Origin of the sequence: Bacteroides intestinalis DSM 17393 (assembly GCF_000172175.1) — a bacterium.
Classification (GTDB): domain Bacteria; phylum Bacteroidota; class Bacteroidia; order Bacteroidales; family Bacteroidaceae; genus Bacteroides; species Bacteroides intestinalis.
The window spans coordinates 1550173-1575976 of sequence record NZ_ABJL02000008.1; the positions used below are offsets into that span (position 1 = coordinate 1550173).

Sequence of the window (25804 nt, forward strand, 5' to 3'; positions counted from 1 at the left end):
TTATTCATTAAAATCGGGTACACGTACTGTAAAGCGTGTACCTTTTCCTAATTCAGAAGATACGTTTATCTCCCCTCTGAAACGCTCTACAATGGTTTGGCAGATACTTAGTCCCAGACCAGCACCCTGCGTAAAGCTATCCACTTTATAGAAACGCTCAAATATGCGTCGCTGGTTTTCTTCCGAAATACCGCTTCCGGTATCTTCTACAAAGAAAACGGTGTAGCCTGGGTCTTCTGTCTGGAAACCGAAAGTGATAGAACCCTGAGTCGTGAACTTCTTGGCATTGTTAATGAAGTTATTGATTACCTGTTTCAGGCGGATAGAATCCGTTACTATGGATTTACTTTCTTCGGGCAATTTCATGACCAGCTCTACACCCGGAGGCATACTCAGACGCTGAGAATCATAGATCTGCTGCATTACAAACATAAGGTTGTATCCGGCAAAACGGAAGTCCATTGAACCGGACTCAATGCGAGACAGATCAAGAATGTCATTAATCAATGCCAACAATAAAGTACAGTTCGTATTGATTGTATCTACAAACTGTTTTACTTCTTCAGGACTGAATGCATCAATATCTTTCAGTAAATCGGAGAAACCGACAATAGAATTCAATGGAGTACGAATTTCATGACTCATATTGGCCAAGAAAGCCGATTTCAGAGTATCAGCCTGCAAAGCTTTGTCACGGGCTGCAATCAATTCTTCTTCGGTAGTTTTATAGCGCTGTATACTTTGACAAACACCCAATACCATATAAGGCGCCTCAGAATCCAGACCGTTATAAGAGGCACTACGGAATTCCCACCATTCATATTTACCTTCTCCGCTACGCATACGGAAACTCATACGGGTATCCATTTCCTCACCTTTGAAAATGGCCGTGAAATGTCGGTGAGCCTCTTCCAAATCATCCGCATGGATAAAAAGCTCCAATTCTTTCCGCAAGATAGTCTGCTTGCCGGGAAGACCGAAGTAATCAAGCAAAGCACCTGAAAAATGGAAACTATGCGTACGTATGTCATATTGCCAGGGATATACGGAACTTGCATCCACAGCCAGATTGAAGAAACGCTTATGCATTTCTTCCTCCGAAATATTGCGGCAACAAATAGCCATACCCGTCATCTTATTCTTGGAATAAATCGGTACAATCTCACCAGAAACAGGGAAATAAGTTCCTTTATGAACTTCCTGCATAAAAGCCTTCTCCGGAATAGGTATTACACGACGCTCAGCTCTCACCTGTTTCAGTAAAGCCTGTAGAATATCCTCCCCATTCGAATAGATATGGAAAATGGAACCAGCCATCTGACCTTCGTAATAACGTGCCGTATGAGTATCAGGATCCAGTTCGAGCATCAACATCAAAGCACGATTAACAAAATGTATACGGAAATCCGTATCATACGTAATCAACCCGTCGCGAATAGAGCAGAAAATATTATCAAATTCATCACGTTGCTCCACCAAACGATTCTGTATCAGTAAACGTGTTTGAGCATGCATACGACGGCGTGATTCATGACGATTCAAACGATAAAGCCAGATTACGAGGAAAACTAATGCACCTACAACAATAGAGTAGAACAACACGAACCAGATGCGGTAACGTTCCATCAAAGGTGCATTCATGATAACACCACTATCACTCACTTTATCCGCATTTACTCTGAAATATTCCAACTGCTTAAAGTCGTAAAGCAATTTGCCTGGAAGATCCGTAACTCCAACCACAGAAGGTGTGGCACCTTGCAAAACTTGCGCAGCACATTTACCTGCTGCACTGGCCCCTTCATAAGGCTCCATATCGTGCACACAGAATACTCCATTTGTCAAAGCCAGACTCTGTCCGGCAAAAACCGGTGCCTTAGAGTTTTTTCCGATAAAAGAGAGAAAAGGAGTCCATTTGGGAGCAATGACAATACGGTTATATGCGTTATAATCATAACAGATGGAAGCAATAACAGGATTGGGAGCCTGTGCCTGCACATTCATTACTTTCAACTTATATTCAGGATGAAGCTGCTGATAATCAGGCCACGCACGTTCTAATTCAGCAACTCCTCTAAGTCCTAAAAGACTGCTATCTGAAACACAAACTACTTCTGTACGATTAGGGAATACACGACGTGCATTTTCAAGCAAATGTATGAAATCGATCTTAGATGTATACCCACAGACATTGGGTAACTTCGACATCAGTTTTTCATTAGGATATTTAATACCCGATACTACAACCGGTAATTTATAAGGCAGAGAATCCCCACAATGCATCAATGTATAGAAAGCCTCGTCACTGCTTGTTATAATAATATCCGTGTTTTTCTGACGTGCCCGTTCACAAATACGCCGCATAATGACACACTCAGATGCGAAAGTCCAGTAATCGGCATCCAGATATTCTGTTGTAACTTTCGCTTTTATACCTCCACGTGACAGACCATCACGCACTCCTTCCGTCAAACGTTCATTCCAGGGAGTACGATGAGTATATGACTGGATGAAAAGCACGTTGTATGTACGTTCTGCAGCATAAAGGTGTCCGGCAAATACAATGCAAGGAAACAGGCCTATCAGCATCACGAGGAGAATGCGTCTCTTCATATCTCGATTTCTTCTGTTTTTGAATAAATGTGCTAAGAATTTTCCTCGCAAATATACGGATTATATTGAAATACAGAATAGAATGCACCTTTTCTTTTACCTTATGCAAAAGAAAAGGTGCACATATAGAAGAAAAACTGACTATTCGTTGTGTAAGGCATCCGCCGGTTTCACCCGCATCGCCTGTGCAGCAGGGAACCAGATACCGGCAATTACCATCAAGGTCATAAGAAAGAAAGTGAATAATGAGACTAACACAAAGCGAAGTCCGGTAGCGTCAGCCTGTTCCGTCATTACAGCTTCCGCCATAACCAGATTACCACAAATAATCAAAGCCGGAATAGCTGCCAGTATCAACAATAACAAACCTTCTCCCAACAATTGGGAACGTATCCTGGAACGACTGCTTCCCATCGCCATACGCAAAGCAATTTCACTACGGCGATGGCGGGTACGGAACCAGAAAGTCCCCATCAACCCGATAAAAACATTGAAGCTAAAGAATATAGCAATAAGCCGTGCACTGCGAATATACGGAGTAATCCCTTCGGATGCATCACGCTCCGCTTTCTGTTCATCATAGCTACGGACTTCAAACAGATAGAACGGTGCAACCTGCAACCGTGAAGTCATTTCACGGGAGAAGCGGGTAGCAAAATCATTCGTATCAGCTTCGGGGCGCACGCGAATGGAAATAAAAGGAATAGCTTGCATTCTGTAAAACCAATTCGGAAGAGGGGTTAAAATGAAAGATTCATAGCGGGCATAATCATCTGTCTTCTGATGGTCGCATACGGCAGTCACCCGGTAACGGAGACTGCTACCTGTATAATAATCGAAAAATTCCTTCCCCAATACTCCGTTATGAGCGTGAAAAAGGCTGTCAGCCAGCTCTAATGTAATGACAGCTGGCAATGGAGTGACAGCAGGATTCCACTCGGCTGAAGCAAATGACAGCGAAGAGCCGGAAGTACTTTCAAAGGCATTCATATCAGCAGAAAACATTCCTGTGCCTTCTTGTATTGGAATACGCATTACATCAAAGTATTCAGGAGATACATAACGAATATTAGCATCCTTCACACTTATGCTATCTGTGGTGTATCCCTGAAATACAGTGTTTCGAGTATAAGCATCAGAACCAAGCCAGATACTGGCACTCTCCACATCCGGATTTTGTTTGATCCGGCGGAATACTTCCTCCATAGGCTTAAACCAGAAATTTTGCAAACTATCTTCGGAAGAACAAAGTACCAACTGCATGGGGTTCGTGGAAATACTGACTTTATATACATGTTCCAAATCATACCCTTTAGGCTGACGTTCTGCATAAGCAAAAGCATAGAGCATATCAAGACAATACCATAACAATACGAAAACAATCAGAAGTTCTGCAAAGAGCCAACTGTTCGAACGGCGCTGGTTCCAGATTTGGGTCAGGATAGACTTTATCATAATGGTTTCTCTTTAGTTTTTAAACAATTATTCTCCACTGATAACTTCTGCTATCGGACGGCGAGTAGCATTCCATGCCGGAATAAATACGGACAGAAAATTAAAAAGCAGGCATACGCCCAATACCGTCAGAAATACGGTGGGTCGTAGGAAAAGCCAGATACTTACCTCGAAGTTCGTATCGGTATATCCACCTGCGAGCATCCAATCTTTCCCCAACCATAACAGCAGGCATGAAAGCAGAAATCCCAGCAATGCACCAATGAATGCCATCAGCAAGTTCTCAATTAGCAGCTGTGTCATCAAGGTCAGACGACTTGCACCATAAGCTTTACGCACCGCAAGTTCCGACAGACGACGAGACATTTGAGAGGAGATAAGTCCACTAACATTGATTGCCGGCACAATGAGTAGGATAAGCCCCAAAATGATACAGGTAGCCATAGGGTTAAGGAAATCATCACGGAAGAACTGGCGCTCAGCATAGGTGCTCAAATCAGGAAGTACCAATTCATATTCGGTAAGTGATGCATTCAGACTATCCAGCGAACTCTCTATCTGTTGTTTCATTTCATTGGGACTGACATCTGGTTTACACAACACCATCGCTTCAAAACCACCACGTAATCCTTCACTCCCCCATGCAGGGTCTTTAGTATAGTAAGGCACCCACACCTCGCCATAAGCAAAGGTGAAAAGAGAACTTACATCTTCCGTAACCCCTACTACACGTTTGGGACGAAAATCAACAAAATAACTCTTGCCAATAGCTTCTTCAGCCGAACCGAAAGCTTCGCGTGCCAACCGCTCGGCAATGACTACAACATCTGCACAAGCATCAAACTCTTGTTGATCGAACGAACGACCTGCTACGAAACGAATATCATAAAGACGCCAGAAGTTCAGATCGACACGACGCTTCTGGCGGCGACTACCTTTCTCCGGTGAAACCCCACAATACTCCATGGTGAAATAACTGGTATAAGTAACAAGTTCCGCACCAGGCAAATTTTCAAAAACACGGCTGGCAGCCTGATAAGACATACCCGTGTTCGCATTACTATGATCTGCCTTACGATAACTATAGCCATAAGAAGAATAAACCATCCGATCACGATGCGATTCGGGACGAATATTGGCAGTCTGAATGTCATAAACCATGTAGACTACCATAGCAAAAGCAATACTTACCGCCGTACCGATAATGGAAACGACGCTGAAAAACGGATTTTGTCGCAAAAGTGTAAATGCCTGTCTGATTATCATAGTTCTATTTTTTCTGATAAAACAATACTATTCGTCATGAAGTGCCTCAGCAGGTTGTAACCGCATGGCCTTGTAAGCCGGATACCAAATGCCGACAACAATCATCAATGCCATAAGCAACCACGTAAACACAGCCGCAATCAAGAAGCGCTCAAATGTAAACTGTATCTTGCTGATGTCTACCAACTCGGCAATACCCACATTGAAAGCAATCAGCAGAGCAGGAACGGCAGCGACCGATAATAGCAACAACCCCTCACCCATCAGGCGTAAGAACACACCTCGACGACTGGATCCCATTGCCATACGCAACGCCACTTCACGGCACCGGTGCTGTGTACGAAACCAGAAAGTACCGATAACCCCCAGAAATATATTCAGCATCAGGAAGAAGAGGATGCAAAGTTGTGTCTTCACCTCATTCACATCTTCAAGTTCCCGGACGTAGCGAATGTCACTGAAAGGAAGCGCATCAAGCAAGTAAACATTGCCTACCCGATAAAGACGGTCCACATCCTCCATAAGCGCATCCACAAAGTCATGGTCCGCATCGGGTGAAACGCGCAGGCTGACCTGGGCATAACGCACATTGCCCAAATCATTGATAAGGGCATCCCTATTTAGATTATGACCGATAAATGCTCCACCCCACTCATTTGATGTTTCAAAATGAGAACTGCGCACAGGGGCGGCAATGGCGGCAATACGCCGATGATAACCACGGTCGGGATAAGTCAAAGAAACTTCCTTGTTCAGCAAAGAACGGGCATCGGACATATTCAGTTGGGGATACCTGTCGGTGACATTGGAAGTAACAACTAAAGTTTGGTCGGAAATAGCAGCAGCGAGTTTATCCGGACCACCACCATCAACAGTGTGGTAACGAAAAACGCGATAGAAATCCGGATCGGACCAAATCTGATGAGCAGTGACACAGATAGTATCCTGTAAATAAAAAAATGCTCCACTACTCCCCTCATTATATGGGTAACAATTCTGTGAAACAGTAACCCCCTCCACGCCGGGACGGTGACGTAAACGTTCAGCAATCTCAAGCAGGGCATCCACATCGTCTTCGGCTGTAAAAGCCGGATTATATAATGCAGATTTGGGAGGCAGGCTATTAAAAGACAAATTGTAGCAATGCTCTGTATCGAACCCCATCGGAGTATGATAAACACGTGCAGTAACCGTAACCCAGTCAACGATATACCACAACACAGCGAAAACCAACAATAACTCCACAAGCAGGAAAAGGTTGCTCCGCCATTCATTCTTTATTTGTGTTAGCAGGTTCTTCATATCTATCTTTGATTAATAGCATCAGTAATATTCATCCGGGAAGCACGCCATGCAGGAATACCTGCGGAAAGTATGTTCATCAGGAGACAGAATGCAAATGCTGCAATAAATGCCCACGGTGACAGCAACATTCCCGGTGTCAATGCAGTCTCACCACTCAGAGAAGCATTCATCGAATTGCTGAAAAGAAAACCGTTCAGCGCAAAAGCAGCAACGTAGCTTAAAGCCAAACCAACGATACCTGCCAGCAACGTCAACACCAGATTCTCGAAAAAGACTTGCCGCATCAATTCACCGCCCGTAGCACCGAAAGCCTTGCGTACCCCAATTTCAGCCATACGGCGACGCATACGCGAAAGGGTCATGCCGGACAGGTTAACCGCCGGAACAAGAAGTAATATGATGACAACAATAGCATAGCGCAACATCACTCCCGGGACATCAGGTTCTGCATACCAGCGGCGATAAAGATAAGCCAGTTGCGTATCGGGCTGACCGCGATAAAAGACTTCTACATCCTGCAACCCGTCATTATACTTTTTGCGGAGCAGCTCAGTTTCCTCACGAATGGCATCGAAGTCCGCAGACGAGCGTGCAAGGATAATAGCATGCATAGGCCCCATCGTGTCATTCTGCCAGGACATAGCTTCTGCGCCCGCAGCAGTATAAGGCACCCATATCTGTGCATAAGCAGCCGTAGCAAGCATAGAGACATCAGCAACCACTCCGGCAACGGTATAATCAACATAATCCAGTTGCACTGTATGTCCCACAGCATCCGTAGTGCCAAACAGCCTGCGGGCTGTAGTAGCATCCAGCACCGCACGCGTTAATCCGGCATCACAGTCAGCCTTGGTAAATGCCTCGCCACTCAGAAAATGAAAACTGAAAATTGTCCAGAATGCTTCGTCGGTTTGCACCATATCCGCCGTCGCTTTCGATCTGGAAGGAACAGAAGCACGAACTCTATAGACACCACTGGCTAACGTTACAGCTTCGGGCATACTCAATGCACGGAAACACTCTCTCCCAGTACGCACGGACATGGAAGCATTGGCGGACTCATTGTCTGAATTTCCTTTTTGCTTTACAGACATATAAGGGACATAAAGTGTACGCGAGCGATTCACTTCAGGTTCACAATCCACGAGTCGCACTTGGAAAGTAATAACAAGCACCATAATCATGCAGATTGCCATTGCCGTACCTAATATGGACACCCAGGTAATGATTGGGTTCTCGCGCAAATGGTAAAATGCCTGAAGAAAGTAGAGTCGTATCATAATATTTCGTTTTATCTTAAAAACTTATTCGTCATGCAAGGCTTCAGCCGGCTGTACCTTCATTGCCTTACGTGCCGGAATACCGATACCAATGGCAATCATCAACGCCATCAATACAAAACTAATACCCGCACAGAGTAATAATCTATCCCATTCCAGCGTTGTACCGTTACGCCATGAATTCAGTTCCAGATGCGCCAGGTTCCAGTCAATGACCAGTGCAATAGGTGTAACAACCGCCAGCAGCAACAAGCCTTCACTGAGTAATCGGCGGAAAATAGCACCGTCTGTTGCCCCATGTGCTTTATGCAATGCAATCTCCGAACGGCGTTGCTGCGTACGGAACCAGAATGTTCCAAGCAGTCCAAGGAAGATATTCAGCAGCAGAAATCCCATACCCATCACATAGTTACGGATATCATTGGTCCATGCCTGCTGGAAGTTGCGGCGTATATCGTGGAACGAGCGAATCTCCGAGATAAAGAGGTTGCCTATACGGAACTGGCTTTCACTGTCCTCCTTCAATTTTGTAATAAAATTATTATCCTGCCCTTCGCGGACGCGGACACAGAGTTCCAGACCTACATAATAGAAAGATTGTTTGGCCAGGAAACAATACGAAGAACGAGCCTGGTCGTAGTCATGATAGCGTACATTCTGCAAGGCTGCTCCCAGTTGATACGTCTTGGTCGTGTCACCGAAAAGTTGGAAACGTTTGCCTACAAACTCCGTCAACTTATGGTCGTACTTTCTATAAAGATTATCAGAAGCCAGAAATTCACCGCGTTCCAGCATCTCCGCCAATTGTTCGGGCGTTTCCCCCCGTGTACCCTGATAGCGGAAGACACGCACAAAGTCCGGAGTAACCATTCTACGGATAGTCCATTCGGGTGACTGAAGCGTATCATAACGCACCTCCCCGCTACTATTGCTTCCATTATAAGGATACGAATTTTGCGAAAGGCTGACAGCCTCCACCTCCGGACGGCGACGTAAGCGCTCTACCAATTCAGCAATATCCGCATGTGTGTCGTCCCTACTCTTATCAGGCATATAATCTGGACTCTTGGGTGTCAGTTCTCCCAATTCAATGAGATAGCAGTGCTCTATGTTGAAGCCTCGCGGTTCCAGGTAAGTGGCAGCACGGGTATAGAGGTAGTCCACCACATACCACATCACTACGCTCACCACCAGCAACTCCAACGCCAACCATAGGTTTGAGAGCCATTCATTCTTTATCTGTGTAAGAAGTTTCTTAGTCATTTCTTTCAGTAATTAATGTTTAGTGATAAGTGATTAATGCAGACGTCCGCCCAATGCATTTACAATTCCTACTCTCGATGCACGCCATGCCGGAATACCGGAACTCAATAAATTCAATATGAAGCAGAACAACAATGCCCAGCCAAAGGTAGAAGCATGCAACAATATGCTAGTATTCACTGCCGGAGGGCTTAGAGTCTGACTGAACTCCTGTGCAAACAATAATGTATTACCTAAATAAGCAAATGCCACACTGAACAATAGTCCCAGTACACCAGCCATCAGGGTCACTACAAAATTCTCGGCAATGATTTGTCCCATCAGTTCCAACCGTGTACTGCCGAATGCACGTCGCACGCCTATTTCGGCCACACGCTGACGAAGGCGGCTCTGCGTCATACTACTCAGATTGATAGCAGGCACTATCAGCAGGATAACAAAGATTATCAGTCTCTGCCTGCGTGCCTGATCCACGTCCGGTTCCAGATTGGCAGCAAAGGCTATTGCACTTTTCTCCTGGTCGTAGGGGCGATTACGGTAAATCAACTCGTAACCATCGGCACCAATCAACACATTATACTCCTGTCTGCGCCGTTCCGCTTCCTCACGGATGGCATCAAAGTCGTCGCGATCACGTGCTAGGATGGTACAACTCATCATGCCCATATGCTCATCACTCCACGTATCTTTCGTTATCTCTGTCGAGGTATAAGGTACCCATACTTGTCCGTATGCGGTTGTAGCCAAGGTAGAAACATCCTTCACTACTCCTATTACCTTATAAGGTGCATGGTTCAACAGAAACTCACGTCCTTCAACATCCGTACTTTGAAACAGTTTCTTTGCCACACTTTCCGTAATAACCGCCACCGGCAGCCCAGCATCGAACGTTGCCTTATCATAAGGCTTCCCGCCGATAAACGAGAAATCGAACACACGCCAGAAAATATCATCCGTCTGCAACAGGTCGATACCTATGGAAGGTTGTCCCGGAAGGTTGACCGGAGTGGAGATTACCATACAAGTATAAATAGTTACTGCTTCGGGAGTTTTCAATATCTGAAAGCACTCGCGTGCAGTCTTCGCACTCATAGGACCGTTGCTGCTTCCGCCCCCCCAATTTTGGTTTGTAATGCTCATATAATGGGCGTGCAGGAAGCGGTCGCGGTTGCTTTCCGGTGCAAAAGGTGCCACTTTGACTTGTTGCATCATCACCACCAACATGATGAGAAAGATGGCAAGTGCCGTACCGGCTATGCTGACAGCACTGATTATCGGCTGTTGCCGTAGCTGCGCCCATGCTTGCGTAAAATATTGTTTAATCATATTATTTGCTTACAGTTTACAATGACCATTGTCACTCTCCTACTTTCAGGTTACGTGTATTCACACCACCGATACCGCCTTTTGAAATATCGGCTTGTCCGGCGCGTCCGCTCAACGTAACGCTGCCTACACCTTCCATACTGGCACGCAGACGGTCACAATTCACGTGAATATCAGCCTTGCCTACACCTTCCATTTTTACTACAAGTGAATTGCACGTCAGATCTTCCACATTTACCTTGCCTACGCCTTCTATCTCAAACTTCACATCATCCAGTTTCAGAGCTTCATTGCAGTTGAATGAACCGACACCACTGAATTTCACACTTTTTAGGTCGGGAGCAGTCAGGTAGATATTCACGCCTTTATTACGGTTGTTGTTACCATCCTTTTTATTTTTGAAACCGATGATGAGACAGTCATTCTTCACTTCCGTAGTCGTGGTGGTGACATATTCTTCCCTTCCTTCTATTTTCAGAGAATAGTTATTGCCCTGCGTGAAGTACACTGTTGCTACAGACGTCACCTCAACAGAAGAGAAAGCCTCCACTTTACGAATTTCACTAACCTGCGGGTCCTTTTCGTTAGCTGCATAAACTGTACCGGCTACTGCGGCAAATAATAAACTCAGGGTTATAAATAAAGCCTTCATAATCTTTCTCATATTAATGATTAATACCAATTTATTTCTTATTCTTCATGTAATGCCTCGGCCGGCTGTATCTTCATCGCCTGCCGTGCCGGAAACCAAATTCCAATCGTTACCATCAAAGCTACCAGCAGCCATGCCCCAAAAGAACCAAACAGAAAGCGCAGAAAACTCCACTCTACAGGCCATGTGGAAATCAGTTCCGACCGTCCGACGGTAAACTCCGCTATACCTATATTATAGCAAATAATCATTGCGGGCAACGTCACCAGTGCAAGCAGCAACAGTCCCTCGCCTGTCAGGAGGCGGAATACCTGATTCTTTGTGCTACCCATAGCCAAGCGCAAAGCTATCTCACCACGGCGGCGACGGGTACGGAACCAAAACGTTCCGATCAATCCCAGGAATACATTTACCAACAGGAAAAGCACTACAATTGCCTGACTGTTCACCTTGTCCGTATCTCCATTCATGACTTCAAATTGTAACTGCTGTTCGGTATAAGGCACGGCATCAGCCACAAACAAATCGTCTACATCCAGCCGTGGTGCAATCTCACGGATAAACTTCGCACGGTAGTCCGAGCCATCGGCAACAGCTTTCACACGAAAAACGATTTGCGCCCAATTGTCGGCAAACCGCGTTTTAATCAGGTTTTCGTCCAGACGAAAGAAAAACCACGAGGCATCGCTTCCGTAACGATAGCTACGGAAGGCTTCTATCTTTCCGCCTTGCGTAACGACCGACGTGGTATCGCCATAGTAACTCAGCGGTGTATCCAGTGAGAAGGTCGGCATTCTCTTCTTGAAACGGTCCACAGCTGCCTGGCTCAGCATCACGTTGTTCTCCCCCGCAGGAGTCTTGGCAAAGGGGCGTTGCGGGTCGTCACTCATGCGGAAGACGTCAATATATCCGCCGGTAGTCAGGATAATGCGTGCATTCACTCCGATGGTGTCCTGCGCGGCCAGTGAGTTGTCGCTGTTGTTTCCGCTCATCGGCAGGCTCCAATAACACAGGGCAGCCGCCTCAACGCTGGGTTCCTGCTCCAATTTCCGCAATGCACGCAGGTATCTGTCGGCATTCGTCAAGGTGGTGTCACTGGTGGCACCTCCTATAATTGTGTTTAGCTGGTAAACGTGGTCTATGCTATAGCCCAAAGGGCGGTAGAAAGTATACTTGAGACAGCCCAGAGAATCGCAAAGGAACCACATCACGATGAATACCAGGAAGAGTTCAGCCAACACCCATCCATTACTGCGCAGGCGCGACCAAATCATGTGTAAATTATGTAATATAAATTTCATAAGATCTCCTTTTCTTATTTATCGTTCAATGAGTCCACAATCGTGCGGCGAGTGGCAAGCCAGGCAGGCAGTCCTGCACTCAGCAGATTTATCAACAGGCAAAAGACAAAGGCCAGCACAAACACCGCCGGACTGAACAATGCACCCATACTCAGACTGAAATCGCCCGCCGTACCAATGTTATCGCTGTTGGTAAACAACCACGTACGCATGGCGTAAACAGCAAGGTAGCTGAATATCAAACCTACCACACCTCCTATCAATGTCAATACCAGATTTTCATTCAATATCTGACGGACAAGTGTACCATCCGTAGCTCCAAAAGCTTTGCGCACACCCAACTCACTGACACGTTGTTGCATGCGGCTATTACTCAGCCCGCACAGATTGAGCGAGGGTACCAGCAGGATAATGAACAAGGCAATTCCATATTGCAGATAAAGCATCGGCAAGTTGGGTCCTATATTAGACCATACGTGGTTTACGTGTGCTACAATGTTATCGGGTTGTTCCATAATATCTATCTGCCTCTGTTCCAAACCGGCATTGACGTCTTTCACCCGTTTCTCGACTCCTTGTTTGATAGCAGGGAAATCATCAGGAGTACGCGCCAATACGGCAATAGTCCTATTTCCATTATAGCTCCACCAACCGGTCACGTTCAATTCATTGGAATGGTACATGCTCCATACTTGTGCATAAGCGTCCTTAGCCGTAACCGAAACATCTTTCACAACTCCAATGATCCGTACCACCTCCCTGTTCAACAACATCTGCCGTCCCGCCGCCTCCGTCGTTCCAAATAGCTTACGGGCAACAGAAGCGGAAATAACCACTGACTGCATATCTCCTCCCCGTTCCGCCTCCGTGAAACTTTTTCCATCAAGAAACTGCAGTTTGAAGATTTTCCAGAAATCGGGATCAGTACTCATGGCATCCACTTTCAAACGGTTGTTCCCATCAGTCAGAGATACCAGCGCCACATCTGCTGTACTGAAAGCCGTACAGGCTTCTACTTCCGGAAGCGGTTGTATACACTCCTTCATAAATGCAGCCGAAGGCTTGCCAAAGTTGTTCCAATCCTTATTCTCCTTTCCCTGTACATGCATAGCAGAGAAATAAAGACAACGGCTCCGGTTCACTTCCGGTTCCAGATCAGCATATTTCGTTTGCCAGGTAATCACGATAGCCATAATCATGGTAATGGCGAAAGCCGTACCCAGTATGGATATAGTGCTCAATAACGGATTCTGCTTCAGAATCGTAAAAGCCTGACGAATCGTTTGCATCATTATATCCTTCCTTTCATAGTTTCATTGTTTCACTATTTCATTCTTTCACTTTTCACTCTTTCATTTGCCCCGTCATTCCACCTGGCGACCATCGAAGAAGCGTACCGTGCGACTTGTCTGTTTTGCCTGTTCTTCATTGTGGGTTACCATCACGATGGTACGTCCGTCCTCCTTATTCAACTGATGCAGTAGTTCCATTACTTCAGCACCCATCTTAGAGTCCAGGTTACCGGTCGGCTCATCGGCGAGGATTATCTCAGGATTACCAATGATGGCACGGGCCACAGCCACACGCTGGCACTGACCACCGGAAAGCTGTGTCGGCATGTGGCGCATACGATGACTCAAACCCACCTTTGCCAATACCTCTTCTGCCAAACGGCGGCGTTCTTTTGCGGACACCTTTCTATATAATAAAGGAAGTTCTACATTATCGAGCACATTCAATGAGTTAATCAAGTGGAAAGACTGGAATACAAAACCCAACTTCTTGTTACGGAAAGCGGCCAGTTCCTTATCCTTCATACCATCCGTACGGGTACCGTCGATCTCAATAATACCACTTGTAGGGGCATCCAGCAAGCCTATAATATTCAGCAACGTAGATTTTCCGCAACCGGAAGGTCCCATAATACTGAGGAACTCACCTTTCTCTACTTCGAGGTTTACATTTTCCAATGCCACGGTTTCAATCTCATTCGTACGATAAATCTTGTTTATCTCAGTCAATTTAATCATAATGGTAAGTATTTAATTGTTATTAATTGATTCAATTCCTATTTATTTGTTCTTCACATATATTAATCAAATGATATGCCAAAAAAGACATATACTCATTATCAGCCAATTAAGTTCACAAGCATGTGTCCGAAAATGAACACCCTGTTCGTTTTCAATTGTCCGCTTCTGTCCTATTCATCACGCAAAGCCTCAGCAGGCAATATCTTCGCTGCCCGGGTGACGGGTGCATAAGTACCCAATAAAGCAATTATGAGCAATACCACATAAGTCAGCAGGCTGACAATAAAGAAATGCGTATACGGCTGATTTTGCCAGTAATCGGGGTTTCCATCCATAGTAGGATTGGCAAAACCGGATGCATAGACACGGTGTATTGTCAATGGCAGGGAAACAACAAATGCCACCGTCACCAGCAGCCATGCCTCCGTGAGGAACTGATTGCAGATTCCTTTCCGGGTAGCTCCCATACTTCGCATCAGCCCGATGTCTTGCCTCCGTGCATTGCAACGTATCCAGAACGTGCCCACCATACCGAGAAACACGCACAGCAAGGCAAATCCCGCCAATGAATATTGCAGACGTAAAGTATTCGTCACCCCACTCTCATTTTCATATTGACGACGAATATCAGCGAAGCGTCCCAACTTCGTGAAATAGAAATTACCGACATTGAGTTGTGGAACCACTTCCGCCTTGAAGCGCTTCTCAAAAACAGCAACATCCACATTCTGCTTTAACCGAAAAGTGACCATATACATCCGTTGAATCCAGTTATGGTTTGGAATCTTGCCATTCACTTGTATCAACAGGTTACCCGGCTGTTCATTAATCCGATGTTTATAGTCCTGCAACACCCCCATCACCTCATGGAAAGTACTGTCGCCATATCGCACCCTCTTGCCCACTGCATCTGCAGTGCCAAAAAGCTCCTTTGCCATACGTTCGGATACAAACACTCCCTCACGGGCAGCACAGTCTTCGGGCAAAGACATGATCTGCCCACTCTTGGCATCTTTCATGCCGAATGTACGGAATACATCGCCACCCTCTGCCTGCACAAACTGGTAATACTGCGAATGCACCTTCAGTGTGTCATTGAAGTATTGTCCGCCATTCCACGAATTACAATTTGGGAAACTAGCATTAGTCACCAAGGCAAAACTTTCCACTTCGGGACAATTCTTTACCAAGCGGGTAATGCGATAAAGATTTTCCTGCCTGATGGCAACACTATCTTGTGCCTTGTCAAACTTACCATGCAGTTCATCATAATAATCCATATAAAGCGCGTATGCCCGTTCTTCATCATAACCGGGGTCAAGGGCAAGATTGGAAGTCAGCACATAGATAGGATCAATTACCGTCCAGAGGAAAAAGCTCACGATGACTAATTCCACAAATATCCACCCATTTTGCCGGCGCTGATTCCATAACTGGTGTCTTATTATCTTTATCATAGCATCTTAACGTTTAGAGTTCAACGATTGAATAATGTTGCGGCGCAATGCCCATATTGCAGGAATAAGTGCAGAAATGAGGTTCAACAGCACACAAAGTCCGAATGCCGTACAGAAAACCATCGGATTAAATAGCATCTCAAACGAGAGGAAAGGAGTCTTCCCAGCATCCGTATAACTGTCGAACAGGGTCAGTATCCAATCGCTTGCCGTCAGCACTATCAGATAAGAAATTAGCAAGCCAAGCAAACCACCGATACAGGTGAGCAGAAGATTCTCCCACAACACTTGCCTTATGAGGCTTCCGTTGGTAGCACCGTATGTTTTGCGTACTCCCAACTCGGAAAGGCGTTCGTCCATGCGCGAAGACATCATGCCGCTCAGGTTCATGGCAGGGATGAAAAGCAGAGCAAGCAACATATAAAGATATCCCCTCAACTCGGATGCCAGGTCAGGGGCTCCGCAAGAATTTACACGGAATGTGCTGGCCCAGTAGTCATCGGGTTGTCCCATAAGGTCATTCATATATTTAGGAGCAGCAAGATTAAATTTCCGAAAAACCTCACGCACTTCTTCCTTCAAAGCTTCTTTGTCGGTAGCAGTGGGAGCCGTCATATATATATCCGCACTACCAACCAACTTTTCGGAATTGTCCGACTTAATCCAAGAGTTAAGCGTTATTGGCATCCATAAATCTCCCACGGTAGAAGGCGTAGCAGCAGAAACATCCTCTACCACACCGCAAACCCGGTATTCCTGCGCATCCATCTTAAAGCGTCTGCCCACCACATCATCTGCAGCAAACAGCCTCCTTGCCAGACTTACCGGAACTACCACTTCCCTGCGTTTCGCATCGATATCCGCTTGTGTGAAAGGCTTTCCATACAGAAAACGAAAGGTAAAGACCTGCCAAAATCCTGCATCGGCATAAAGCGGAGTAATGCCAATAGGCTCATTATTGTCAGGAACTTCCACGTAATATTCTCGATAGCTGCCTGATGCGGCACCGATAGCGTCCAAGTGCGGCAATTCTTGTAACATTTTCACCACATCGTAACTGACGCTGGAGCAATTCCAACTCTTATCATCATCCTTAGGATAAGATTTCATCATTTTCAATACGATCATCCGATTGCGATTATATTCGGGATATATAGGCGCAAACTTCACATAAAAGATGATGAACATTGTCATGACAAGAGCTATTGAAAGCCCTGTACCCACCACATAGATGCCGGTAAAGAGACGATGCTGCTTTATCAGCGTCCAAGCTTGTTTCAGATAAAGTTTAATCATAATATTGTGTTTTATTTATTCATCACGTAATGCTTCTGTCGGTGGAATACGACTAATCTTACGAGCAGGAATATAGATCCCGATCAATATCACCGCCAACAGGATAAAGAAAACAATGAACGACACGATAAGAAAATGCTGCGTGAAATCCGTAACCCAACATTCATTAATAATCTGCCTCCAATTGTTCCCCCTCTCCAGTCCTTCTTTGACAGCATATTGCAAATAAAGCAAGCAGCCCGTCAGTGCAGCTACAAACGTCAACACCGCTCCTTCACCCATCAACAAGCGGACAATATATCCCGGCGTACCGCCAAAGGAAAGCATCACTCCCACTTCTTCGCGGCGAGTACGTGTCTGTAACCAAAAAGTACCGATAACACCCAAGCAAAGATTAATTAAAAAGAATGCCGCCATTGCCAGATTACGCCGATACATCGGCGTAACATCATAAGACTCATTTTTCGTTATCAATGCTTCATAAGACCGGACGTTACGGGCAAAAAGATTACCGGCCCGCAACTCTTTCACCATCCACGGTTGAAAATCATGCAAGAAACGCTTCATACTCACATTCTCTTTCAGACAAAGCAATATCCGCATATCATCGTAAGCATCTTCCATATCGATAGATATCAAAGGACGAAAAATGACAGGAGCCGGACGGGAGTCACTGGTTGCCTTAAAGTTTCCCACTACACCAATAACCGGCGAATAAATTGTATCATTCCCCTCTCTGGACCAACAACGCTTATTACCCGCATTTTTAGTGTGGAACAAATGTTCAGCCGTATTTTCAGTTATTACGATGTCATTTTCCGTATAGTCATAGTCCGATAATTCGGCCGGTGTCCTGCCTCGTCCGGAACGAAAACCATAAGTTTCGAAGAAATTCGTATGAGGTATAAATTCCATAATCATTACCGGCAAATCCAATGTGTCACCTTCCGCACGAATAGATGTATTGGCATTCCCCGTAGAATTGGGATAAGCGAAACCCAATACCGGAGTAGCCGATTCTACGCCGGGATAGTCCTTAACCAGTCGCGTCAGATTGAAGTAAGATTTCATAATCATGGCCGAATCCTCAGCCTCTTCATCATAACCGGGCGCTTGTGGCTGCAAGGTACTGAGAGTAACAAGACAAAGGCGGTCGGTGTCATAGCCTAAAGGAATACTGCGGTCATACGTCGTCACGATAACCGGGTCAAGGATAATCCACGTAACAATACTGACCAGAATCAATTCCGCCAGTAACCAGCCATTACGGCGACGGCGTGCCCACAGGTTCTTTAATATAAGTTTCAGCATATTCTTTATCTTTTTTCATTCAATGAATACACAATCGGCTTCCGCAGTGCATACCATGCCGGAATCAATGCTGATAATAAATTCAGCAAGATACAGAACAAAAGAGCAACAACAAATACCGCCGGGGCAAACAGCACCTCACCGGAAACCAGCACATTCACTCCTTCCGGAACCGGTTCGGCCCAGTCTTCCAATATCATAAATACCCACTCACGACAAGTATACAGGGCGAACCACGCCAACAATAATCCCAATACACCACCCAACAATGTCAATAAGAGGTTCTCCCACATCACTTGTGAAAGTAATCCGCCACGGTCGGCACCGAATGACTTACGCACTCCCATCTCCGACAAGCGGCTTTCCATACGGCTCGCTATCATTCCGCTCAAATTCAAGGCAGGAACCAGCAGGAGCACCAGCAATATTAAAAGGAGATAACGTATCTGTGCCCATGCACCGGTTGTCATACTAGGATAAGGTTTAAACAATCGCTGCAAATGGGAAGTAGGTTGCTCCCAAAGATTCACCTGCCATTCATCCGCATGCAACAGATTTTCCTTACGGACAATTTCCTGAATTTCGGCACGCAACGCTTCGGCTTGCGCATCGTCCTTTACAAGAAAAGTAACACCAAATGCACCTAAATAAGGTATTCCATAATTGGAGTCACGATATTTAGGAATTACACTATAAGGAATATAGACTTGAGCGTATGAATCCGAAGTCAGATAACTTGCACTACGCACAACACCACAAACGCGATAATTGACATAATCCAAACTGAATGAGCGTCCCACCACACCTTCGGCCGTGTCAAACAGACGACGAGCCAGTTCTTCTGTTATGACAGCCGTACAGATACCGCTTTCAAGGTCGGACGTAGTAAAAGGCTTACCTTCCGAGAAATTAAATGGATAGATGCGAAAGAAATTCGGGTCAACCAACTTTAAACTTACTGTAAAATCCCCACTGCGGTCGACCGGTTGAATATAATTGTCATCTGACCTGTTATTCATGAACCCCGAAACAACCTCAGCATTCTTCAACGGATAAAACCACTCTTGTAATGCCTGATAAGAAACGGCCCATTGAAAAGTCTGTTTATTCTGCTCCGTTCCTTTTTGAAAGCTTGCAGAAGTCAGATAAAGCGTTTGCATGCGATTCACCTCCGGATAAACCGGAGCTACTTTAACGTAGTAAATCACAGCAACAATCATGGTCATAGCAATAGCCAGCCCTGTACCGACTATATAAAGGGTACTGAAAAGCGGATTCTGCTTCAACAAGACCCATGCTTGCTTCAAATAGATTTTTACCATCCCTGAATATATTAAGTTATTTGTCTACTCGTGATGCAATGCTTCCGCCGGTTGCTCTTTCATAATCCAGCGTGCCGGCACCGCAATGCCCAATACAATCATCATTGCGAGAGTTCCCAATGAAATAGCAAAATCTACAATCCAGCGACCTGCCGTATAAGGAACTTTAGTACTCAATAAATCCATGTGATGGAAATTGAACACGATAATAATGATAGGAATCAACGCCAGTAACAGAATTAATAATCCCTCCGTATTGAGCCAGAATACAACCCGCCCCTTCGACGCACCGACAGCCATACGCAATCCCGTTTCCGAACGGCGTGCCTGTGTACGCATCCAGAAAGTCCCGGTAACGCCGAAAAACACATTCAGCAACAAGAAGGCGACAATGAGTTGTACCATTTGCCAATCCGTTATCACATAATCTATACGATCGGCACGCATTTCTTTAAAACCTGTTACAGCATTTACATAGATATTGCCGGACGTCAACCGTTCACCCAAAGAAGCAAGCCATTCTTCCATCTCAGTCTGTGTCATGTCACGCTTCATGCGTAGCGAATATTCCAATGAAGAAGGACGATACCACTCGAAAAGCTCCTCCATCGTAGAACCGGAAGCTTTGATATAAAACGTGGGAGTAGCCGGTTCAAAATCATTCTCACGAATAGTAGGGGCAACAGCCAGTACAGGCGTCCCGTCCAATTCGCCGGTATTTACCAACCGCCCGCGCGGTTCCTTCCCACCGAAAAATTTCTGCGCTACCTTCTCCGTCAGGATAACCTCATCTTTTGCCGGATTTTCCAGTTCGCGGATATGTTTTCCATTCACGTCATGAATGCCGAAAACTTCAAAGAAACCGACATCACCCAGTTGGCGGTGCAAAGATTCCGAATAAGCATTGACGCTATCCGCACCTGCCGGTTCAACGCTCGTCCACGAATTTCCCTGACTGTAGGGGCAACTGTAAAAGCTGCATCCCACAGCCTCCACCTCACCGGTATTCATCAGTCGTCGAGTCAATTCCGTGATACGTTCCCAACATTTGGCTCCACGCTCGTCCTCGCCTGTATAATCTTCGTTATCAGATTCCATTTCCTCCAGATGAAGCCGCCAGCAACGATCGATGTTATAACCTAAAGGCTCATTATAAAGAGTGTATTTACTATACCCGCCATCCGTAATCATAAAGACAGCCAGTAAAACCAATGCCAGTTCGGCAAATATCCAGCCATTCTGTTTGCGCTGGTTCCATATCAGAGTGATAAGATGACGTATCATGGTTTATTCTTGATTGTTCAACGATTTGACAATGTTATACTTTCCGGCACGCCAGGCAGGAATGCCGGCACATAGCAGGTTCAGCAGGAAGATGAAAAGCAAAGTCACCAGAAATGTTTCCGGACGTATCAGCATCTCCGCGTTGAATTCCGTACCTGACGGAAAGAAGATATCACGTGTCAGTAACAAGACACCGATGGAGAACATCAGTCCGAATATACCACCGATGAAAGTAATTATGAGATTCTCATCGAGGACCTGACGGAAAACATTACCTGCACTCGCTCCAAACGCTTTACGAACACCTATCTCTGCACGCCGTTTACGAAAGTTAGCCAGTGTAATGCCAATCATATTGAGCGCCGGAAGCAGCAATAGGAAAAACATGAAACTGCCTTGTTGCAAAACCCAATTGCTATAGGGAATTTCATTAACAAAACCGCTATTATTGGTAACCAACAGATCCAGATTAGTCATCGGTCCGTTAAAGAAACTGACAGCATATTCCGACGTATTCGTATTCAGTTGTTTGGTAACCTTATCCACCTCTGCACGGATAGCGGTAAAATCATCGGTGTCATGTGCCAGCATCACAACATTAAAAGGACCTACCAGCCCCTCATACACATTGGCAGCCGTCTCCATAGCAGCACTCGAATTATAGGGCAACCATACATCCGAATAGGCGTAACGGGCAGTACGAGGTACATCTTTCACCACACCACATACCGTGTATTCTGTCCGATTAACAAGTAATCTCTGTCCCTTTACCTCCGTCTTACCGAAGAGGCGGCGTGCCAGTTTCTCACTGATAACTGCCTTACGAATGCCACTTTCATTGTCTTCGCATGTAAAAGGAGCGCCATTCAGAAATGTGTAATCGAATATTTTCCAAAAACGTTCGTCTGTATAGGTAGCCCGGTATTTTGTAAAGGTACGTTTGGCAACGGAACTAACGGATACCGTGTTACGGGTATAGCCACTCACCTCCTGCGGAGTTTTCAGATTATAGAAAAGCTCACGTACCACACGTTTTCCCATTCCTCCATTATTCCAGTTCCCATCATTACTTTTCATGAAAGAACGGGTTGCAATTATGTGCAACATACGACTACGCTCTGTCTCCGGTGCATACTCTGCCAGGCGCACCTGTATCACAAGAATAATCATCATTACAGCAGTTATAGCCAATGCTGTTCCGGCAATAGAAAGTCCGCTAACCAACGGATTTTCTTTCAGCAGACTCCACGCTTGCTTCAAATATATCCTCAACATATCTTTCTTATTTTCAAGCTATAAGTTACAAGCCACGAGTTGCTGCAACCCTCACCCCAAAAGGTACTTGTAACTCGTAGCTTGTAGCTAATTCAACTTCAGTTTATTCTTATTTTTATACTGGCTCATGTCGCTCACCACCACCTGGTCACCCGGCTGCAAGCCACTGATAACTTCAACAAACTCAAAGTTGCTATCACCCAGTTGCACTTTACGTTTCACGATTTCTTTATCAGAGTCACACACAAAGAGATCATACTCGCCACGTCCTACATAATAAGAAGCATTGGCGATACGCATCACATCTTCTTTCACGGCATTCATCACATATACATCCGTCTTCAATCCCGAACGCAAACGACGGTTATTATCCTCATTCAGTTGTACAGTGAAAGAAATCACTCCGTTTTTTGACAACGGCGTCACACTGCTGACCGTACCTTCCAGTTTCTCACTGCCAATCTTCACAATCGCTTTGCCACCGGCAGCCACACGGTCACCATACGTATCTGCTATTTCACCTTCCACCTTGAAATGGCTAAGATCAGAAATCACGGCAAGCTGGCTTCCCTGAGAAACCTGTGCACCGATCTGGTTATTAATATAGGTAAGGATAGCTTTGCGCGGAGAACGAACCTGTGCATCATCCAGCGTTCGCTTCATCTCGGCAAGACCTTTGCGGAAGATGCTGAAATCCAACTCCTGAACTTTATATTCGGCAGCAAGCACTTCTTTCTCATTATCATATTGTTGTTTCAGCTGTTCGTATTCCAACTGGGCTACGTTATAGCTAAGTTCTGCTTGGCGCACTTTATCCGTAGTTCCCGAACCCAGGCTATCAAGATATTGCTCATTACGCAACTCCACTTTCTTGCGATTCAACTGCATGGCGGAAACCTTAATCTTCATAGACAGGTCGTTCAGTTTGGTCTGGTTGTTCACGCGCAACTGATCCAATTTGTAGCTGCGCATCTGCTCTTCGTCTAACAATTTTTTATAGTCTGTCTCTACACTTTGCAAGTCAAGTTTCAAGATCGGCGTACCTACATCCACACTATCGCCACCTTTCTTATATATCTCGACGATACGGGTATTGATAGGAGAGTTGATAATCTCCTCGAAAGCCGGTACCACTTTTCCGGATGCACTTACACTGACTTCAATCGTGCCTTTATCTACTGTGGAAAGTACCAGGTCTTTTGCTTTCACTCCCGTACGCATCAATGAAATGAGTACGCTGATAACGACTATACTTGCCACGCCGATGCCTCCGTAACGGATAATTTTCTTGTTGCGTTCTTTGTTACGCACTGCTTTTGGTATTTCTCTGTCCATGTTGAATATTGAGTTATTTATTATTTTATAAGTTTTCAGCCTTCGCCCGCTTTCAAAAACGAACAGGCATATTATTCACATTATTTATATATACTAAATGCGTGCCAAAAACGTAAATAGCTGAAAACAAGAAGATAGAGAAAAAAGAATGGTGTCCGATATCGAACACCCTGTACATTTTCGGATAAATCAATAAGCCTTTGAATGGCAACGAAGCAAGCTAATTTCAAAGATACTAAAAGCTAATTTCGAAGATACTAGAAACTAATATCGGAGTGCCTACAAACTAATATCACGGATACTAAAAACTATTCTTACCACAAATATTTTTCTTTCTTACAACAGATATAAAAGTATCATACAATAATTATATAAGTTTCTTACAACAGATATTGTAAGAATAATAATTAGGAAATTAATTATTAGTTGGATGCGGTACGGAGATTAATAATTAGTGGAATAGAATCTAATCCGTAGCAAGTAGATTCTATTCCCCTTTTATGCCAATCAGAAATGCCTGTTATCTCAGCCTCAACCTATCTCCCACTTCAGGAATATATTCATCATCTTTCCGGTTCATCTTATACAGGTTCTTCAACCGTATACCGTACTTTTGCGAGATGGTATGCATGGAGTCGCCATCTTTCACGATGTAAACAGTATGCCGCTTAGAAGCTTTCTTTTTCTTACCTTTCAGATAGATGATATCACCCGCCTCCAACGTATAATCCTTATGCAGGTCATTGTACTTCACAAGCTTCTTCCAACTGATATCGAACTCCTTGCCCAATAAGCGGAAAGTATCACCGTCACGAGCTACGATATAGGCTATATCATTAGCTATATATACCTGATGCGGATTAGCCAGCCAGGGTTTCTTCTTCAGTTCTTTCTCCCAATTACGGTTTTCACGATTACTCATACCGCGACTGTCATACTTATAAAGTTCATAATCCTCTATAATCGTTATCAGACGGTTCGCATAAGAGGGATCAGTAGCATATCCGGCTTTCTTCAAACCACGTGCCCAACCTTTATAGTCCGTAACCTTCAAATCGAACAGGAATGCATAACGTGCACCCCGCTTCAGAAAAGCAGAATGATCTTCATAAGAATCTCTGGGATTACTGTAAGCCCGAAAACATTCATTGCGGGCATCGTCATCATGACGCACTGTGCGTCCACGCCAGTTACTACCGCACTTAATACCGAAATGGTTATTACTTTTGCGTGCCAATGCACTTTGTCCGGCACCACTTTCAAGAAGTCCCTGAGCCAGAGTAATACTGGCAGGTATCTTGTGTTCCTTCATTTGTTGTACGGCAAGCGGAGCATACTTCTCTATATATTCCACGTAACGGGCATTCTTGCGCTGCGCCTGAGCGGCAACGGTACAAACCAGAAGTGCCAGGATTGCAGTGAGTCTGATAGCGTTCATTCTATTCATAGCAATATAAGTTGAGGTACAAAAATCTTAAAAAGAATTGGAATTACCAATCTCTTTTCTAACTTTGTAACATTAATTACAATATACATCACTGCCTTATGAAAGATTTGACCTTACAAATTGACATTAAAATATACGATTATAGTGAATTAAATGATGCCGACCGCCAACTCATAGATTCAGCGCGCGAGGCTACCCGGCGTAGCTATGCCCCCTATTCACACTTTTCAGTAGGCGCCGCTGCACGGTTGGCAGACGGTACAGTTGTCACAGGTACCAATCAGGAGAATGCAGCTTACCCGTCAGGACTTTGTGCCGAACGTACCACTTTATTTTATGCAAACTCCCAATATCCTGACCAGGCAGTAGAAACTCTTGCCATTGCCGCATGCAATGAACGGGATTTCCTGGATGATCCGATTCCTCCCTGTGGTGCATGCCGCCAGGTAATGCTTGAAACGGAAAAACGATTCAAGCATCCCATGCGCATTTTACTTTTCGGGAAAAAAGGTATCTATGAAATGAAGAATGTAGGTGCTTTGTTACCTCTATCATTCGACGCATCTTCCATGGAGTAATCCTT

General features: G+C 45.0%; 20 protein-coding genes. 1 reads left to right on the forward strand and 19 read right to left on the reverse strand.

The genetic code is table 11. The features are described 5' to 3' along the window. The 19 genes from BACINT_RS15615 to BACINT_RS15705 all read right to left on the reverse strand — a co-directional run bounded on the left by BACINT_RS15615 (position 1) and on the right by BACINT_RS15705 (position 25221). Positions 1–2613, reverse strand: coding sequence for a sensor histidine kinase (locus tag BACINT_RS15615; protein ID WP_007664716.1), 2613 nt, complete (start codon positions 2611–2613; stop codon positions 1–3). Between the two features lie 141 nt (positions 2614–2754). After that, the gene (locus tag BACINT_RS15620; RefSeq protein WP_007664717.1) at positions 2755–4068 is read right to left on the reverse strand and encodes an ABC transporter permease; all 1314 of its coding nucleotides are present in this window, start codon (positions 4066–4068) and stop codon (positions 2755–2757) included. A gap of 27 nt (positions 4069–4095) precedes the next feature. Continuing rightward, positions 4096–5334 carry an ABC transporter permease gene (locus BACINT_RS15625; protein ID WP_007664719.1) on the reverse strand — a complete coding sequence of 413 codons (1239 nt, stop codon included), beginning with the start codon at positions 5332–5334 and terminating at the stop codon, positions 4096–4098. A gap of 27 nt (positions 5335–5361) precedes the next feature. Continuing rightward, positions 5362–6636 carry an ABC transporter permease gene (locus BACINT_RS15630; RefSeq protein WP_007664720.1) on the reverse strand — a complete coding sequence of 425 codons (1275 nt, stop codon included), beginning with the start codon at positions 6634–6636 and terminating at the stop codon, positions 5362–5364. Positions 6637–6638: 2 nt separating this feature from the next. Continuing rightward, positions 6639–7919: an ABC transporter permease gene (locus BACINT_RS15635; RefSeq protein ID WP_007664721.1), complete on the reverse strand. Its 1281-nt coding sequence runs from the start codon at positions 7917–7919 to the stop codon at positions 6639–6641. Positions 7920–7943: 24 nt separating this feature from the next. Further along, the gene (locus BACINT_RS15640; protein ID WP_007664722.1) at positions 7944–9182 is read right to left on the reverse strand and encodes an ABC transporter permease; all 1239 of its coding nucleotides are present in this window, start codon (positions 9180–9182) and stop codon (positions 7944–7946) included. A gap of 33 nt (positions 9183–9215) precedes the next feature. Then, on the reverse strand, positions 9216–10508 hold the full coding sequence (locus BACINT_RS15645; RefSeq protein WP_007664725.1) for an ABC transporter permease: 1293 nt from the start codon (positions 10506–10508) through the stop codon (positions 9216–9218). Between the two features lie 31 nt (positions 10509–10539). Next, positions 10540–11172, reverse strand: a complete 633-nt coding sequence (locus tag BACINT_RS15650; RefSeq protein WP_007664727.1) for a GIN domain-containing protein — start codon at positions 11170–11172, stop codon at positions 10540–10542. A 26-nt stretch (positions 11173–11198) separates the two neighbouring features. After that, positions 11199–12461, reverse strand: a complete 1263-nt coding sequence (locus tag BACINT_RS15655; RefSeq protein ID WP_007664729.1) for an FtsX-like permease family protein — start codon at positions 12459–12461, stop codon at positions 11199–11201. A gap of 14 nt (positions 12462–12475) precedes the next feature. Then, positions 12476–13750 (reverse strand): ABC transporter permease, encoded by a 1275-nt coding sequence (locus BACINT_RS15660; protein WP_044155311.1) that lies wholly within the window; start codon positions 13748–13750, stop codon positions 12476–12478. Positions 13751–13825: 75 nt separating this feature from the next. Further along, positions 13826–14491, reverse strand: a complete 666-nt coding sequence (locus BACINT_RS15665) for an ABC transporter ATP-binding protein (RefSeq protein ID WP_007664733.1) — start codon at positions 14489–14491, stop codon at positions 13826–13828. 173 nt (positions 14492–14664) lie between these two features. Continuing rightward, positions 14665–15951 carry an ABC transporter permease gene (locus BACINT_RS15670; RefSeq protein ID WP_007664735.1) on the reverse strand — a complete coding sequence of 429 codons (1287 nt, stop codon included), beginning with the start codon at positions 15949–15951 and terminating at the stop codon, positions 14665–14667. A gap of 6 nt (positions 15952–15957) precedes the next feature. Then, the gene (locus BACINT_RS15675; protein ID WP_007664736.1) at positions 15958–17247 is read right to left on the reverse strand and encodes an ABC transporter permease; all 1290 of its coding nucleotides are present in this window, start codon (positions 17245–17247) and stop codon (positions 15958–15960) included. Between the two features lie 15 nt (positions 17248–17262). Next, positions 17263–18558, reverse strand: a complete 1296-nt coding sequence (locus BACINT_RS15680) for an ABC transporter permease (protein ID WP_007664737.1) — start codon at positions 18556–18558, stop codon at positions 17263–17265. 5 nt (positions 18559–18563) lie between these two features. Continuing rightward, positions 18564–19880, reverse strand: a complete 1317-nt coding sequence (locus tag BACINT_RS15685; RefSeq protein WP_007664738.1) for an ABC transporter permease — start codon at positions 19878–19880, stop codon at positions 18564–18566. Between the two features lie 24 nt (positions 19881–19904). After that, a complete protein-coding gene (locus tag BACINT_RS15690) occupies positions 19905–21164 on the reverse strand; it encodes an ABC transporter permease (protein WP_007664740.1) in 1260 nt (419 codons plus the stop codon). Between the two features lie 3 nt (positions 21165–21167). After that, on the reverse strand, positions 21168–22439 hold the full coding sequence (locus BACINT_RS15695) for an ABC transporter permease (RefSeq protein WP_007664742.1): 1272 nt from the start codon (positions 22437–22439) through the stop codon (positions 21168–21170). 87 nt (positions 22440–22526) lie between these two features. Beyond that, a complete protein-coding gene (locus BACINT_RS15700; protein ID WP_007664743.1) occupies positions 22527–23774 on the reverse strand; it encodes an efflux RND transporter periplasmic adaptor subunit in 1248 nt (415 codons plus the stop codon). Positions 23775–24294: 520 nt separating this feature from the next. Next, positions 24295–25221, reverse strand: a complete 927-nt coding sequence (locus BACINT_RS15705) for a glucosaminidase domain-containing protein (RefSeq protein WP_007664752.1) — start codon at positions 25219–25221, stop codon at positions 24295–24297. 98 nt (positions 25222–25319) lie between these two features. On the opposite strand from BACINT_RS15705, the gene cdd reads away from it, so the two are divergent. Continuing rightward, complete coding sequence (cdd, locus tag BACINT_RS15710) at positions 25320–25799, forward strand: cytidine deaminase (protein ID WP_007664754.1); 480 nt, start codon at positions 25320–25322, stop codon at positions 25797–25799. Positions 25800–25804: the final 5 nt, after the last annotated feature.

What these genes read in the sequence shown, in the direction of transcription:
- BACINT_RS15705 (WP_007664752.1), bottom strand. Translation starts at nt 25,221, where the DNA reads ATGAATAGAATGAACGCTATCAGACTCACTGCAATCCTGGCACTTCTG.
- BACINT_RS15675 (WP_007664736.1), bottom strand. Translation starts at nt 17,247, where the DNA reads ATGATTAAACTTTATCTGAAACAAGCTTGGACGCTGATAAAGCAGCAT.
- BACINT_RS15625 (WP_007664719.1), bottom strand. Translation starts at nt 5,334, where the DNA reads ATGATAATCAGACAGGCATTTACACTTTTGCGACAAAATCCGTTTTTC.
- BACINT_RS15650 (WP_007664727.1), bottom strand. Translation starts at nt 11,172, where the DNA reads ATGAGAAAGATTATGAAGGCTTTATTTATAACCCTGAGTTTATTATTT.
- BACINT_RS15640 (WP_007664722.1), bottom strand. Translation starts at nt 9,182, where the DNA reads ATGACTAAGAAACTTCTTACACAGATAAAGAATGAATGGCTCTCAAAC.
- BACINT_RS15680 (WP_007664737.1), bottom strand. Translation starts at nt 18,558, where the DNA reads ATGCTGAAACTTATATTAAAGAACCTGTGGGCACGCCGTCGCCGTAAT.
- cdd (WP_007664754.1), top strand. Translation starts at nt 25,320, where the DNA reads ATGAAAGATTTGACCTTACAAATTGACATTAAAATATACGATTATAGT.
- BACINT_RS15655 (WP_007664729.1), bottom strand. Translation starts at nt 12,461, where the DNA reads ATGAAATTTATATTACATAATTTACACATGATTTGGTCGCGCCTGCGC.
- BACINT_RS15695 (WP_007664742.1), bottom strand. Translation starts at nt 22,439, where the DNA reads ATGTTGAGGATATATTTGAAGCAAGCGTGGAGTCTGCTGAAAGAAAAT.
- BACINT_RS15645 (WP_007664725.1), bottom strand. Translation starts at nt 10,508, where the DNA reads ATGATTAAACAATATTTTACGCAAGCATGGGCGCAGCTACGGCAACAG.
- BACINT_RS15665 (WP_007664733.1), bottom strand. Translation starts at nt 14,491, where the DNA reads ATGATTAAATTGACTGAGATAAACAAGATTTATCGTACGAATGAGATT.
- BACINT_RS15700 (WP_007664743.1), bottom strand. Translation starts at nt 23,774, where the DNA reads ATGGACAGAGAAATACCAAAAGCAGTGCGTAACAAAGAACGCAACAAG.
- BACINT_RS15620 (WP_007664717.1), bottom strand. Translation starts at nt 4,068, where the DNA reads ATGATAAAGTCTATCCTGACCCAAATCTGGAACCAGCGCCGTTCGAAC.
- BACINT_RS15615 (WP_007664716.1), bottom strand. Translation starts at nt 2,613, where the DNA reads ATGAAGAGACGCATTCTCCTCGTGATGCTGATAGGCCTGTTTCCTTGC.
- BACINT_RS15635 (WP_007664721.1), bottom strand. Translation starts at nt 7,919, where the DNA reads ATGATACGACTCTACTTTCTTCAGGCATTTTACCATTTGCGCGAGAAC.
- BACINT_RS15685 (WP_007664738.1), bottom strand. Translation starts at nt 19,880, where the DNA reads ATGGTAAAAATCTATTTGAAGCAAGCATGGGTCTTGTTGAAGCAGAAT.
- BACINT_RS15630 (WP_007664720.1), bottom strand. Translation starts at nt 6,636, where the DNA reads ATGAAGAACCTGCTAACACAAATAAAGAATGAATGGCGGAGCAACCTT.
- BACINT_RS15660 (WP_044155311.1), bottom strand. Translation starts at nt 13,750, where the DNA reads ATGCAAACGATTCGTCAGGCTTTTACGATTCTGAAGCAGAATCCGTTA.
- BACINT_RS15670 (WP_007664735.1), bottom strand. Translation starts at nt 15,951, where the DNA reads ATGATAAAGATAATAAGACACCAGTTATGGAATCAGCGCCGGCAAAAT.
- BACINT_RS15690 (WP_007664740.1), bottom strand. Translation starts at nt 21,164, where the DNA reads ATGATACGTCATCTTATCACTCTGATATGGAACCAGCGCAAACAGAAT.